The sequence below is a fragment of the Pseudorhizobium halotolerans genome (assembly GCF_902153235.2).
Lineage (GTDB): Bacteria > Pseudomonadota > Alphaproteobacteria > Rhizobiales > Rhizobiaceae > Neorhizobium > Neorhizobium flavum.
Genome location: NZ_CABFWE030000016.1, coordinates 459091 through 471932 on the forward strand (window position 1 = coordinate 459091; position 12842 = coordinate 471932).

Consider the following 12842-nt stretch of genomic DNA (forward strand, 5'->3'; position numbering starts at 1 on the left):
CCCTTACAGGCGAACGATCTTCTCACGATTCGATTGGAGTTGCTGCGTGGTTGAACGCAAGATGTATGGTTGGCTGGCAGAAGCATTCAGGCAGGAGGGGGTCGATACGTGTTTTGCCCTTCTGGGCGATGCCAACATGAACTGGGCAACTGCCCTTTCAGGGCTCGGCACCGGCATGGTCTATGTCCGCCACGAACATTGCGCAGTTGCGGCTGCCATGGCCTATGCACGGAAAACCGGAGACGTGGGTGTGGCAACGGTAACCTGCGGTCCAGGGCTGACGCAGGTTCTCACGGCGCTGCCAGCGGCCGTCCGGGCGCAACTGCCGCTTGTCATCTTTGCCGGAGAAGCGCCCCTTAAGGCGGCCTGGTACAATCAGGCGATTGACCAGGCGCCGTTCATCCGTGCGACCGGCGCAACCTATCATTCCCTCCATTATCCGCCTCGCATGGCTGAAGCGATACGTGATGCGTTTCTCGAGGCGAGGACAACAAACCGGCCCGTCGTGATTGGCGTGCCCTTCGATCTCCAGGACCTCGATATCGTCGAACCGCTGACCTTGCCTCGTCCCTCGACCGAACTTGTTCCTAAAGTTGGTCCGATCCCGCCGAACAAGGACGATATCGCCGAGGCGGCGGCACGTATAAACGGGGCAAAACGCGTCGTGGTGATGGCGGGCATGGGCGCGGTCGCCGCGGGGGCAGGACCTGCCTGCCGTATGCTGGCGGAACGATGTGATGCAATGCTCGCTACCACGCTTCCGGCACGCGGCCTGTTCCATGACGACCCCTATTCCATCGGGGTAGCTGGCGGTTTCTCCAGCGCCGCCGCGCGGAAGTTGCTGGGCGAGGCGGATCTCGTCATCGGTGTCGGGACGATCCTCGCCCATCATAATGCGGAGGGCGGAAGGCTCTTCGGGCAAGCGCATGTCCTGCAGATCGACGTGGAGCCCCTGACGGTCAGCCAAGGACGCATCGCTGCCCACAGCCATGTCCGCGCCGATGCCCGGCTAGCCGTGGAAGCGCTCGCGGAGCTCGTCAAGCCCCGTCAGCCCGCGTGGAGGAATGAGGAGACGGCTACCCTTATCCGGGAGGCGCCGATCGATCCTGAGCCTTATGCCACGGAACCCGGGCTTCTCGACCCCCGCGACGTGGTGGCGGCGCTTGAGGCAGCACTGCCGCGCGAATGGGAGATGGTGAATTCCTCCGGCCATTGTTCATTCTACTTCGCACACATGCCGTCGCGACCTCAGGAGCGGTTCCTGACCATCCGCGAGTTCGGCGCAATTGGAAACGGGATCTCCTTTGCCATGGGGGTGGCGGCCGCTCGCCCGGACGAAACTGTCGTCTTGTTCGACGGTGACGGGAGCCTGCTGATGCATATCCAGGAAATCGAAACCATACGTCGACACGGAATGAAGATCCTCATCTGCGTGATGAACGACGGTGCCTATGGCTCGGAGATCCACAAGCTGCGATCGGAGGGCTTGCCGGACGATGGAGCCGTCTTTGGCCGGCCTGACTTTGCGGCGATCGCCAAGGGGTTCGGCATCGGTGGCGTGACTATTGAGGATCTTGCCGATCTGCCCGGGCTGGCGGCCGAGTTCAGCCGGCGCGGTGGCGCGGCTATCTGGGACTTTCCCGTTTCCGACAAGGTGCTGTCACCGGTTATTCGGCGAGCGCATCCTCAACGAATGTCCAAGTGAGTGAGCCGGATGACGTGGGCCGGCCGTATGCGAGTGACGCCGGCGGCAGAACCCGAGACGTCCGGTTCGGTGCCGTCAAATATCGGCGAGGCGATGGCGGATCATCTCAAGCAATGCTTCCGCCGGTGGCGAGAGTGGAACGCCCCGCCTCTTGATCGCGCCGATCCGGCGCGTCAGGTCCACATCGGAAAAGGGCAGGCCGACAATATTGGCCGGCGACTGATGCATCGTCAGGCGGGGCAGCACCGTCAATGCGACACCGGAGGCCACCAGCGCCATGGCCGTGGCGGCATTCTGCACCTCGAACCGCCAGTCAACCTGCTTGCCGACATCGCCCAGCGAGTTTTCCACCAGCTGGCGATTTGTCGACTGCGTGCGAATCCGAACCATAGGCTCTCCCAGGAGATCGGACCTTGTTACGTGGTCTTGCCGGGCAAGCCGGTGCCCCTTGTTGACCAGCAGCACGTAAGGCTCGGTGCACAGAGGTTCCGCTTCGATGTCCCAAGGAGTGGCGCTGATGATGGTAATCCCGAACTCAGCCTCGCCCTCCTTCACCAGATCCATGACGTGACCCGTGGGTTGGTCGAGAAGCACGACCTGAAACCCTCGGTGAAGGTCTGCAAACGATTTCATCACGTCGGGCAGGTAATAGCCGGCAATAGTCGGCAAGCAGGCGAAAACCAGGCGCCGGCGTGCCTCGCGGCCACTCTCCCTCACTCCCTGGTAGAGGCCGGAAAGCGTCTCCAGATGGCGCCGCACGTCCGGCAGCAGCGCCTGGCCTGCCTTCGTCAGAGAGACGTCATGAGAGGTCCTGATCAGGAGGCGTGTATTGAGATCCTCCTCGATCTTCCGGATGCGGTGACTGAGCGCCGTCTGGGTGACATTCAGCTTGGCCGCAGCCTTGGAGAAGCTTCCGAGTTCGGCCACCGCGATGAAGGCTTCAAGCCCCAGATAATCCACCCGCATTCCGCTACCCCGGTGCCGACGAAGAGCCACGTTCCCACAAGAGATCGCATGCGGCAATTGCCGCCAACTTTGCGAAGGCGAAGATGAGCCACTTGCTGGACTTTCTCATGCCGCCCAACGTGGAGCCGACGGCGGCCCTCGCCATGTTGGCAGCGAGCACGGCTGCATCCTTCATAACCATTGCGTTCGGAATCGGTGGTGGCGTTCTGCTGCTTGCCGTCATGGCGATCCTTGTCCCGCCGGCGGCGCTCATACCGGTGCATGGCATCATCCAGTTCGGCTCCAATATCGGTCGTGTCGTCTTCATGTTCCGGTATATCAGCTGGGCAAGCACATGGTCGTTCATGGCGGGGACCGTGGTCGGCGTGATCGCCGGCGGAGCGGTGGCGCCCAATCTGTCGCCTGCGGTCGTGCAGATGGGCGTCGGCCTGTTCGTGCTCTGGTCGGTCTTCATGAAACCGCCTCGCTGGCTCAGCCGCATTCCGCTGGTCACGGGTGTCGTCTCGAGCTTCCTGACCATGTTCTTCGGTGCCACAGGTCCGTTCGTTGCGACGTTCACCAAGTCGCTGGCGCTTGACCGCCATCGCCACGTCGCAACGCACGGCGCCATGATGTCGGTGCAGCATCTCCTCAAGACGCTCATGCTGAGCTTCCTTGGCTTCGCATTCGCACCATGGATCGGCTTCATTGGTGCGATGATCATCTGCGGTGCCATCGGAACCTTCCTCGGCAGGCTCATTCTCGACCGGATATCGGACAGGCGGTTCCGGCTGGCACTCGACATCACGCTCGTCGTCCTATCGCTCCGCCTGATCTGGTCGGGGAGTTCCATGCTCTGAGCGGGCAGGCCGGCATCAGCCGGCCGTCTCCATCTCGCGCTTTTCCTTCGCGTAGCGAACGAGCGCCAGGAATCGGTAGATGCCGTGCATGAACTTGCCATAGGGCATGGTGATGAAAAGGCTGAAGACGACGCCGAGATGCACCGCAAGCAGAATTCCCATGGCGGGTGTCGCCCGGAAGACCAGGAGCAGCAGGCCGGTCGCGCTCGTCAGGAACAGCATTGCGAGAAACGCAACGTCCATCCCCATCCGCGAATGATCAAGCAGAAGGGGATCACGGTGCCATTTCGCCTTGAGAAGTCCGATCGGCCCAATGATGAGGCCGATCCCGCCGACTGTCCCGAGGATGACCGGCAGGTCATACCAGAAGTAGGGAGCCTCCCGGCCAACGATGTAGTGGTAGACCGTCGCTACGGACGTAGCGGCAAAGCAGAGCATGAAGCCGTAGAAGGTCAGGTGATGGTAAAGCCGGCGCCGATCGGTAGGCTTATCATCCTCGTTCATGCAACCGACGCCGCCGCCGTCGAGATAGCGCAGGGTACAGGCGTCCTTCATGGCCTGCCAGACTGACGAGCCTTCCCGCAATGTCGCGGCTGGTTCGCCGATATCGCGCCAGAACAGCCGGATTCCCATTGCGATGGCGAAGAGCGCGTAAAGCGATGCGCCCAGGAAGATCAGGACCATCGTGTTGTGCGGCATCAGCCGGTAGAAGGCGCCCGGCCCGGTGTGGACGCCGAAGAGCACTTCGGGATCGGTCCAGCCAACAAAGCTGATGATGAAGAGTGCTACCGAGACGGCTGCGATGATGCTGATAGCCAGCCCGTTGCGTTCGAACAGGCCAGCCAGCGGCCGAGGCCAAGCATAGGCCTGATAGCTATCGCCACGGAGTTTCGCCAGCGTCTTCGGCACGTTGACATCGAATTCATGCGGAGGAGCGAACTGACAGTCGTGCAGGCAGGCACCGCAACTGTGGCAGAGGTTTGCCAGGTAGTTGAGGTCTCCGTCGGAGAAGGAGCGGCGCATCTCCATGGCCGGAAAGACCGCGCAAAGGCCTTCGCAGTAGCGGCAGGAGTTGCAGACCGTCATCAGCCGGTCAGCCTCGGCAAGGAGGGGGCTGGCATGAAGGGTCTCGGGTGCAGCGTGAATGTTCATGCAATCTCCATTGCAGCGGAAGCCGTTGAATTGGCGCGTACTTCTGCGGCCGCTTCGCGGCCGGCGATGCGGCCGAACACGCTGCCGATCGTCATGCCGATACCGGCTGCATAGCCCTGGCCCAGCACATTGCCGGCCATGATCTCGCCCGCGGCGAACATGTTGGCGGCTGGCCTCCCGTCCGCCATCATCATCCGGGACTGCTCGTTCACCCGTACACCGAGATAGGTGAAAGTGATGCCGGGCCGCACGGGATACGCGTAAAAGGGTGCCTCCTCGATCCGTCGCGCCCAGTGTGTCTTGGGCGGAGAGAGACCTTCGGTCCGGCAGTCATCGAGGCTTGTGTGGTCGAAGGTTCCGGGCTGCACTGCAGCGTTGAAGTCCGACACGGTCTTTTCAAGCGCGGACGCATCCAGGCCCAGCTTGCCCGCGAGATCGGGGATGGTCATCGCCTTCACCGGCGGGAAGAGCGAGGGCATGAACAGCTCGAGCGATCGGGCGTCGAAGATGATGTAGGCGATCTGGTCGGGCTGCGCGGCGACAAGTCGTCCCCAGATCGCATAGCGTTTTGGCCAGACGTCCTCTCCCTCATCATAGAAACGCTGCGCATCTCTGTTGACGACGATGCCGAACACCACGCAGTCGAGGCGGGTGATGATGCCGCCGTCATATTTCGGAGCACGTGCATCGATGGCGACGGCATGACACTGGGTCGGATCGCCGATCTGTTGCGCGCCGCTCTCGATCAGCATCTTGAGGACCGTGCCACGATTATAGGGCGTGCCGCGAATGAGGAAGTTCTCCGCGATCTCGCCCCATCCTTCTTTCAGCCAGTCGATGTTCGCCTCGAAGCCGCCGGAGGCGGCCACGAATGCCTTGGCGGCGATCGATTGCCGCTGGCCGCGATGGAGAACGGTTGCGGAGCGGAAGCGTCCGTCGACGATATCGAGATCGACAACCTCCGTGTCATACCGTACCTCGACACCCAGTTGCTCGGCCGTACGGTACAGGGCGTTCAACATTGCGCGGCCGCCGCCCAGGAAGAAGGAGTTGGTGCGTCCGAGGCTCAAGGTCCCCCCAAGGGAGGGCTGGAAACGCACGCCCTGCTCGACGATCCAGTTCAGCATGTCCTTCGACTCGGCGATCATCATCCGAGCAAGTTTCTCGTCTGTCTTGCCGCCAGTCACCCGCAACAGGTCCTCGAAGAACTCTTCCTCGTAATAGGGACCCGAAAGTGTCTCGGTTGCGCTGTCGTGGGCGCAGCGCATGTTGCGCGTATGGCGGGTATTGCCGCCGCGGTAGAAGCGCGGTGCCGCCTCCACGACCAGCACGGATGCGCCGTTGCGCCGGGCGCTTATCGCCGCGCAGAGTGCTGCATTGCCGCCGCCGGCGATGAGGACGTCATAGTCTGCAGTCGTCATATCAAACCACCATCTATTCCAGCCGTCATTACTGCACACATTTGTATACAGTCAAGTGGCGTGACGTGGTAGGGATGATGCGTTTCAACATGGTTTCTCGCGAGGATGCGCGGCGGTGTAAAGATGGCACCGCCCTTTGCGCCTTGGGCGGTTTCGTGCCAGCCTCCGCCCACGAGCTTGCTCCTCGGCGGAATTTGAAGGGGTAATGACATGACTTCGACGAGGGCACAGGCTCCTCTTCGCCATCTTCTCGCTCTCGTCGGCTGGTCGGACGATCTGCTCCAGCGGCTGGTGATCGAGGAGAGGCCAAAGGTTCTTGCCACGCCCTGGCCGATCGGCCCGATGGCTACAGCCGTGCTTGGTGCCGTGGGCATCGCTGCCTCCCGGATCCACGAGATACGTACCGGTCAGAAGCGGCAGGTGACTGTCGACACGCGAGCAGCGGAACTTGCCATGGCAAGTTCCAATTATCTGCTCCTGGACGGGAAACCGGCAAAGCAGATGGAGCCTTTCACCGGCTTCTACCAGACTGCCGGTGGCCAGTGGGTCTATCTGCACGGCAACTTCGAGCACCTGCGTGAAGGCCTGATGAAAATGATTGGCGCGGGCGAGGATCCATCAGACGTCCGGACGGCCTTGCTGTCGTGGGAGGCGGAGGAGGTCGAGGCCGAAGCGATCCGCCGCGGCCTGTGCGCTGCCCGGGTGCGCAGCCGCGCGGAGTGGCTGGAGGACCCGCATTGCACTGCCATCAGTCGACTTCCCCCGATCCGGTTTGAAAAGCTCGCGTCCGCCCAAAATCGGGAACTTGGCTCGGGTGGCAATGGACCGCTTGCGGGGCTGCGCATGCTCGACCTGTCGCGGGTAATTGCCGGGCCCATGGCAGGGCGGGCAATGGCGGAACATGGAGCAACCGTCATGCTCGTATCCAGCCCGAACCTGCCGTCGATCGTCCCGCTGGTCATCGATACAGGTTTTGGCAAGCGCTCGACCTTCATCGATCTCGATACGGCCCACGGGCGGGATCTGCTTCGCTCACTGGTACTGGATGCCGATGTCTTCCTGGACGCCTATCGTCCTGGCTCGCTCGAGCTACGCGGCTTCGGCCCGCATGAGCTTGCGAGGATGAAGCCGGGCCTCATCTCGTTGTCGATATCGGCCTTTGGTGGACCGGGTCCGTGGCAGGGAAGGCGGGGTTACGACACCTTGGTGCAGGCGACCACGGGCATGGCCTATCGGGAGAACCAGCCGCCGCGTCTTCTGCCGTGTCAGCCGCTAGACTATCTCACCGGCTATCTCTGCGCCTTTGCGGCAATGGTTGCGGTGATCCGGCGCCACGACGAGGGAGGGAGCTGGCATGCCAGTCTGTCCCTTGCAGCAACGGCGCAATGGATGTGGTCGATGAGGGATGAAATCGGCGATGAGGAGCCCTATCCACCTGCCAACCCCGGTCCCGACCAAGTCTCGGACCTTCTGTGGCGACACGATACGGCATTTGGTGAAGTCACTGCCCTTGCGCCTGCGCTCCGTTTTGACGGCGAAGCGACGCGCTGGAGGCGGCCCCCCGTTCTATTGGGAAGCGACCCGCCGGCCTGGCCCCGGGAGTGAAGCCTCTGAGGCTCAGGACCCGAATGTCACCGGTCAAGAACCCGGATTGGAAATGGCGAGCCGCACCTCGAGAGCGGCCTTGATGTGAAGAATCGCGGCCGTCTCGGCGGCTTCAGCATCGCGGCTGCGGATCGCATCGAGAATGGCGACGTGCTCCCTGGCTGCCGTCGCCGTCCTGCCTTCCTTGATGAACGTCGTGTCCGGCAACAGCGCAATCGTCTCCTGAAGGTCTTCGACCGCCTGGCGCAGATACCGGTTGCGGGCCGCATCATAGATCCTGGCATGGAACTGACGGTTCAGTTGCGCTGCAAGCTTCGGATCGTCAGCGGCGGCGGCAAACTTCTCGTTGATCTGCGTGAGGTTGGCGATCTCGGCTTCGGTCGCATGCCAAGCTGCGAAGCGTGCCACGATCCCTTCCAGTTCTTCGCGCATGGCATAAAGCTCGAAGATCTGTTGCATGGAAAGAACCGCAACCGCCACGCCTCGGCTGGGGGCTGCCTCGAGCAGGCCCTTTTCCTGAAGTCGTCCAAGAGCCTCGCGGACAGGCGTCCGGCTGACGCCGAGCCTCATGGCGACTTCCTCCTCCCGAAGGGGATCGCCCGGGTGGTAAATTCCGTCGCGAATTGCCGCCAGGATCGCCTGGTACGTGCTCTGTCCGCGCGTCCTTGAGGACAGTTCCTTCGGTTCGCTCATCGTCGCCTCTTTCTCCGATAGCCTATTCGGCTACCGAATGATCGGACAGTTGTCCACGATGATCACGGGCGAAGGCGACATCCAACGGAGGTTACTTGCATACGGCGTGGTCGTCCCTATTCTGACCCACGAAGACCAAAATGGAAGTTGATGCCGTTATTGCCGAATTGCGATGGTGGCGTCGCCAATCGACGCTACCGAAGACAAGGGGAACACGGTACAGGATGAACATCCCAAGACCACTTTCCGGCAGTAGCCATCATGATCCTCTCCTTTCTTGCCGCTCCCTTCAAAACCCTCGAGCGCTATGTATCCTTCGTGCAGCGTTTCAACAGCTATCAGTCGCGCGTGATGGACGAAGCGACCCTGCTGCGCATCCGGCGCGATCTGGGGTTGGCGGACGAGTACCACCCAGCCGCGAAGGAGGTTCGGCATGCTGCCGTTCGATCCGGTAACGGCACGTCTCATCGTCGCCATAGCGCAGCACGGCTCCATCGGGCGGGCAGCGGAGCGTGAAAACATCGCCTCATCGGCTGTCAGCCGACGGCTGAGCGATATCGAGGCCCGCCTCGGTGTCGCACTCTTCGATCGATCGCTTCAGGGGGCTCGACTGACACCGGCGGGCAAGGTCTACGTGGCCGGTTGTCGCGATATCCTGCGCAGGATCGAAGACCTCAACACCCAGATGTCGGATTTCGGAACGGCAGAACATGGGTGGCTTCGCCTCGCCTGCACCAGCTCGTCGCTGTCCGGGCGGCTTCCTGAACTGCTGGCACGCTATGCGGCGGCCCATCCCGGCGTCCGCCTCGACATCCAGGAAATGTCAGCGCCAAACGCCCTTGCGGCAATCGACGATGGCCAGGCCGACATCGCGTTCGTTGCTGACAACAACGAGCTCGCCCGTTTCGAAACCGGCGCTTTCGAGGACGATGACGTGCTCGTTCTCTGTTCGCCTGATCATCCGCTGGCGGCTCGAATCGGATCAGGTCGCCTAATCTCCTTCGACGAAGTTGCCGAGCACGAAGTCGTAGGCGTCCACCATTCGGGCGCGATGGACCGGCTGCTCAGCGCGGCTGCCGCCGCCACCGGACGCATCCTTGGGGAGCGCGTCAAGGTTGAGACGTTTCCTTCGCTGGTGAGAATGGTCGAGGCGGGATTCGGCATCGGTTTCATGCGCTCGACAAGCCTGCATCTCCTGGCCGGAACCGACGTCATCAGCGCTCGGCTGTCAGATGACTGGGCGCGCCGGAAACTCGTCCATGTGAGACGACCGGCAAGCCCGCTTTCCCAGCCGATCAAAGCGTTCCTTACGCTTGCGGCAGGGACGTACAAGAAAGCCGGCTAGCCCGACTAGGTCTGCTCGCGTCCTTGAGAGGATATCTGATGGCACTGCTGACGTCCTCGTGGAAGCCAGAGGGCTGGACGAAGTTGCTGGACGAAAACTATCGACGGGCGCCTGAAGCCCGGATGGCCGCATCTTGGCTCTCCAGCGCTTCGATCAAGGCTTGCGTGAACGCGCGTGTTCCCAGTTGCCCTCCGAGATCCCTGGTGCGGGTAGCGGGATCCGCAATCAGATGATCGACCGTTTCATCGATGCTCGTGGCGGCATCGATGTAGCGCCGTTCGCCGCTCCTCTTGCCATGCCACTGCAGAAGCATTGCAGCGGACAGGATCATCGAGACCGGGTTGGCCCTGTCCTGTCCTGCGATATCCGGGGCAGAGCCATGCTGCGCCTGAGCGACCGCATGATGTTCTCCGGCATTGAGCGAGCCTGCGAGACCCAGGCTGCCCGAGAGTTCGGACGCGAGATCAGACAGCGTGTCGCCGTAGAAGTTCGTCGTGCAGATGACGTCGTAGCGACCGGCATCACGAACCAGAAGGGCTGCCATTGCATCGACCAGCACTTCCTCAAGTTCGACGTCCGGACATGCTGCCGCGACCTTTCGCACCTCCCGCAGGAACAGCCCGTCAGTCAATACGAATGCGTTAGCCTTGTGGACGGCGGTGACCTTCTTGCGGCGCGTCCGTGCCAGGTCGAAGGAGGCGCGCGCGATCCGCTCGATCGCCTTGGCCGTCACCTTGCGCATCGAAATAGCCACGTCTTCGGTCGGCATGTATTCGCCACTGCCGGCATACATGTTGCGGTCCGGGTACATGCCTTCCGTATTCTCGCGCATGATGACGAGGTCCATCGCCGTGCCGCGGTGGAAGACGCCCTGGCGCGTGCGGGCGGGACGTATGTTTGCGAAGAGATCGAGTCTGGTGCGGAACGCTGCGGAGACATTGATGCCGCCCGTCTCGCGTGGCGGATAATCCAGGTGCGAGATTGGCCCAAGCAGCGTCCCGTTCACGCTTCTGGCCAGCTCTATGACGCCATCAGGTAGCGTGGTTCCGGACTTCTCAAGAGCGGCGAAGCCGATGTCGCGGGTTAGGTAGTCGATGCCGAGCGAGAAACGCCGGTCGACGGCATCGAGCACCGCAAGCGTCGCATTGACGATCTCCGGGCCAATCCCATCGCCCGGAAGAACAAGCAACCTCATGCAGCAGTTCTCGCCTCGAGTATCCAGGAGGGGACGAAAACATGTCCCTCCATCAGCTTTCGAGCTGTTCGTATGACGCCGCCGCTGATGATGTCTATGCCGTTACCATCGACGCGCGTCGTCATCGCCACGTCGATGAGGCCCGAGGGGTGCTCGATCCAGACGGTACAATCACCTCCGTCCGGCCGTTTTGCGATACCTTCAGCGACCGTGCCAGGGGCCATGACGCAGGAGGAAACGCAGAGTGCTCCAGTCACCGCAAAGGCCGCATGTGTCTTGTGCGGCACGAAATAGCGTGCAGCGACACTGCCTTCGCTTCGCGGAGCGGCGAGCATGGCGATCTTGGGCACGACGCGTCCGGTGACGTCTCCGAGCCCCATCCGGCGACCCGCATCGAGGCGCATAGCCTCCATGCGTGCGAAGAAGTCGCGATCGGCATCGAGTTCGGCCGAGGATTCGTAGCCGGTCTTGCCGAGATCCGTCGCGCGGAAGATCATCATCGGCACGGCGACGTCGATCAACGTCACACGCACGCCTTCGATCTCCTCCACGGGCAGCCCGGTTGGGAATAGGGCTCCGGTTTTTGAGCCGACGATATCCATGAAGTTGAGCCTGATCTCGGCAGCCGTCCCGGGTACTCCATCGATCGCTGTCGCCCCCTCATAGTTGACCGCACCGTCTGGCGTATCGACCACCGCCTCGATGCGGCTCTGGGTATTGATGTCGTAGATGACAACGCTGGTCTTGTCGCCCGTGATCGGCACCATCCCGGTTTCGATCGCAAACGGACCGACGCCGGCAAGCATGTTGCCACATGACGGGGAGGTGTCCACAATCGCCTGGTCGACAGAGACCTGGGCGAAAAGATAATCGACATCGACACCCTCGCGACCCGATGGCCCCACCAGTGCGACCTTGCTGGTCAAAGTATCGGAACCGCCCAGACCGTCGATCTGTCGGGTATCGGGTGATCCCATGGCGGCGAGCAGAACCTGCGCCCGCACTTCGGCGTTCTGCGGGATATCGTCCATCCGAAAATAGGGTCCCTTGGAGGTGCCTCCGCGCATCAGCGTGCAGGGAATCGAAACCTGTCTGGGCATCGCCGCTCCTTTACATGCGATTGAGTGCATTTGTATACAAAAAGCGTAAGCGAAAATCTAGTGATGAGAGCGGGTGCGCCGAGGTTTACCCTCGGCGCAATTTTCTAGTGTGGTTTTGTCGCATAATCATTTGGGGGGCGCTAATCGCAACGCATTGGCGCTGGCTATCAGGTGCCGATCGTCGAGGCGGCAAAAGGGACGTCAGTGTGGCTAACTTTGCCTGCCATGATACCGACACTGAACAGCCGAATGTTATCATAAAGGAAGGTAAGGCAGATTCCGTTGCTTTGGGACGACGCATCCTCGTCGATCCTCGCTTGCCTTGACGTGCAGCTGCTCCGACATCTCCTGGCCGTCGGTCCTTAAATCGATCAAACAAAGCACGCGAAACTCAACGACCATGGCAGAGAATTCGCCCGACGATACTCAATCCCACGGCCGGCGTTCCGGTTGGCGAATGCAGTTATCTGGTGTCGCGCCTCGTTTCACTACCACGAAACTGACCGTGCTGTTTTCCGCGAATAACGCGAGTAACAGCACGGATCAGGCCGTTTCTGCCAGAGCTTTTCAACTCTCTGCCGACGCCGAATAGGCTACGCGGCAGCCTCAAGGAAGGTCGCGCGGAGGTTATCGTTGATCTTCTCCAAGAACGCTGTCGTGGAGAGCCACGGCTGATCCGGGCCGATGAGCAGTGCCAGGTCCTTGGTCATGAAGCCGGATTCGACCGTTTCGATGCAGACTCGCTCGAGCGTCGCGGCGAAGCGTGCGAGTTCGGCATTGTCGTCCAGCTTGGCGCGGTGGGCGAGGCCCCGGGTCCATGC

The 12842-nt window shown here is 61.7% G+C and carries 11 protein-coding genes and 1 pseudogene; 4 read left to right on the top strand and 8 right to left on the bottom strand.

Annotated elements, in window-relative coordinates; translation table 11 throughout:
* Window positions 1-46 precede the first annotated feature (46 nt).
* Window positions 47-1705 carry a thiamine pyrophosphate-binding protein gene (locus FN060_RS22500; protein WP_244665915.1) on the top strand — a complete coding sequence of 553 codons (1659 nt, stop codon included), beginning with the start codon at window positions 47-49 and terminating at the stop codon, window positions 1703-1705.
* A gap of 75 nt (window positions 1706-1780) precedes the next feature.
* On the opposite strand, the gene FN060_RS22505 is transcribed toward FN060_RS22500, so the two are convergent.
* Window positions 1781-2671: a LysR family transcriptional regulator gene (locus FN060_RS22505; protein WP_142590120.1), complete on the bottom strand. Its 891-nt coding sequence runs from the start codon at window positions 2669-2671 to the stop codon at window positions 1781-1783.
* A gap of 83 nt (window positions 2672-2754) precedes the next feature.
* On the opposite strand from FN060_RS22505, the gene FN060_RS22510 reads away from it, so the two are divergent.
* Window positions 2755-3510 (top strand): sulfite exporter TauE/SafE family protein, encoded by a 756-nt coding sequence (locus FN060_RS22510; RefSeq protein WP_142590121.1) that lies wholly within the window; start codon window positions 2755-2757, stop codon window positions 3508-3510.
* A 15-nt stretch (window positions 3511-3525) separates the two neighbouring features.
* Here FN060_RS22510 and tcuB read toward each other — a convergent pair whose 3' ends face one another.
* Both tcuB and tcuA read right to left on the bottom strand, forming a co-directional pair.
* Complete coding sequence (gene tcuB, locus FN060_RS22515) at window positions 3526-4662, bottom strand: tricarballylate utilization 4Fe-4S protein TcuB (protein ID WP_142590122.1); 1137 nt, start codon at window positions 4660-4662, stop codon at window positions 3526-3528.
* Complete coding sequence (tcuA, locus tag FN060_RS22520) at window positions 4659-6083, bottom strand: FAD-dependent tricarballylate dehydrogenase TcuA (RefSeq protein WP_142590123.1); 1425 nt, start codon at window positions 6081-6083, stop codon at window positions 4659-4661. Before tcuA ends, tcuB begins: the two co-directional genes overlap by 4 nt.
* A 210-nt stretch (window positions 6084-6293) precedes the next feature.
* Here tcuA and FN060_RS22525 point away from each other — a divergent pair, with 210 nt between their 5' ends.
* Entirely contained in the window at window positions 6294-7688 is a 1395-nt protein-coding gene (locus FN060_RS22525; RefSeq protein ID WP_142590124.1) for a CoA transferase, read from the top strand.
* Between the two features lie 33 nt (window positions 7689-7721).
* On the opposite strand, the gene FN060_RS22530 is transcribed toward FN060_RS22525, so the two are convergent.
* Complete coding sequence (locus FN060_RS22530) at window positions 7722-8381, bottom strand: GntR family transcriptional regulator (RefSeq protein ID WP_142590125.1); 660 nt, start codon at window positions 8379-8381, stop codon at window positions 7722-7724.
* Window positions 8382-8537: 156 nt separating this feature from the next.
* Window positions 8538-8816 (bottom strand): hypothetical protein, encoded by a 279-nt coding sequence (locus tag FN060_RS22535; protein WP_142590126.1) that lies wholly within the window; start codon window positions 8814-8816, stop codon window positions 8538-8540.
* Here FN060_RS22535 and FN060_RS22540 point away from each other — a divergent pair.
* Window positions 8815-9726, top strand: coding sequence for a LysR family transcriptional regulator (locus FN060_RS22540; protein WP_142590127.1), 912 nt, complete (start codon window positions 8815-8817; stop codon window positions 9724-9726). The genes FN060_RS22535 and FN060_RS22540 overlap by 2 nt on opposite strands.
* Before the next feature lie 97 nt (window positions 9727-9823).
* On the opposite strand, the gene FN060_RS22545 is transcribed toward FN060_RS22540, so the two are convergent.
* From FN060_RS22545 to FN060_RS22555, 3 genes and pseudogenes are all read right to left on the bottom strand, one after another.
* Window positions 9824-10921 (bottom strand): isocitrate/isopropylmalate dehydrogenase family protein, encoded by a 1098-nt coding sequence (locus tag FN060_RS22545; RefSeq protein WP_142590128.1) that lies wholly within the window; start codon window positions 10919-10921, stop codon window positions 9824-9826.
* A complete protein-coding gene (locus FN060_RS22550; protein ID WP_142590129.1) occupies window positions 10918-12021 on the bottom strand; it encodes a 4-oxalomesaconate tautomerase in 1104 nt (367 codons plus the stop codon). Before FN060_RS22550 ends, FN060_RS22545 begins: the two co-directional genes overlap by 4 nt.
* A 593-nt stretch (window positions 12022-12614) precedes the next feature.
* Window positions 12615-12842: pseudogene (locus FN060_RS22555) on the bottom strand (isocitrate/isopropylmalate family dehydrogenase); the annotation flags it as partial.

Bases quoted from the DNA above. Each gene is read 5' to 3' on its own strand.
- FN060_RS22545 (WP_142590128.1), bottom strand. From the start codon at position 10,921: ATGAGGTTGCTTGTTCTTCCGGGCGATGGGATTGGCCCGGAGATCGTC.
- FN060_RS22530 (WP_142590125.1), bottom strand. From the start codon at position 8,381: ATGAGCGAACCGAAGGAACTGTCCTCAAGGACGCGCGGACAGAGCACG.
- FN060_RS22535 (WP_142590126.1), bottom strand. From the start codon at position 8,816: ATGCCGAACCTCCTTCGCGGCTGGGTGGTACTCGTCCGCCAACCCCAG.
- FN060_RS22510 (WP_142590121.1), top strand. From the start codon at position 2,755: ATGAGCCACTTGCTGGACTTTCTCATGCCGCCCAACGTGGAGCCGACG.
- FN060_RS22540 (WP_142590127.1), top strand. From the start codon at position 8,815: ATGCTGCCGTTCGATCCGGTAACGGCACGTCTCATCGTCGCCATAGCG.
- FN060_RS22550 (WP_142590129.1), bottom strand. From the start codon at position 12,021: ATGCCCAGACAGGTTTCGATTCCCTGCACGCTGATGCGCGGAGGCACC.
- FN060_RS22505 (WP_142590120.1), bottom strand. From the start codon at position 2,671: ATGCGGGTGGATTATCTGGGGCTTGAAGCCTTCATCGCGGTGGCCGAA.
- tcuB (WP_142590122.1), bottom strand. From the start codon at position 4,662: ATGAACATTCACGCTGCACCCGAGACCCTTCATGCCAGCCCCCTCCTT.
- tcuA (WP_142590123.1), bottom strand. From the start codon at position 6,083: ATGACGACTGCAGACTATGACGTCCTCATCGCCGGCGGCGGCAATGCA.
- FN060_RS22525 (WP_142590124.1), top strand. From the start codon at position 6,294: ATGACTTCGACGAGGGCACAGGCTCCTCTTCGCCATCTTCTCGCTCTC.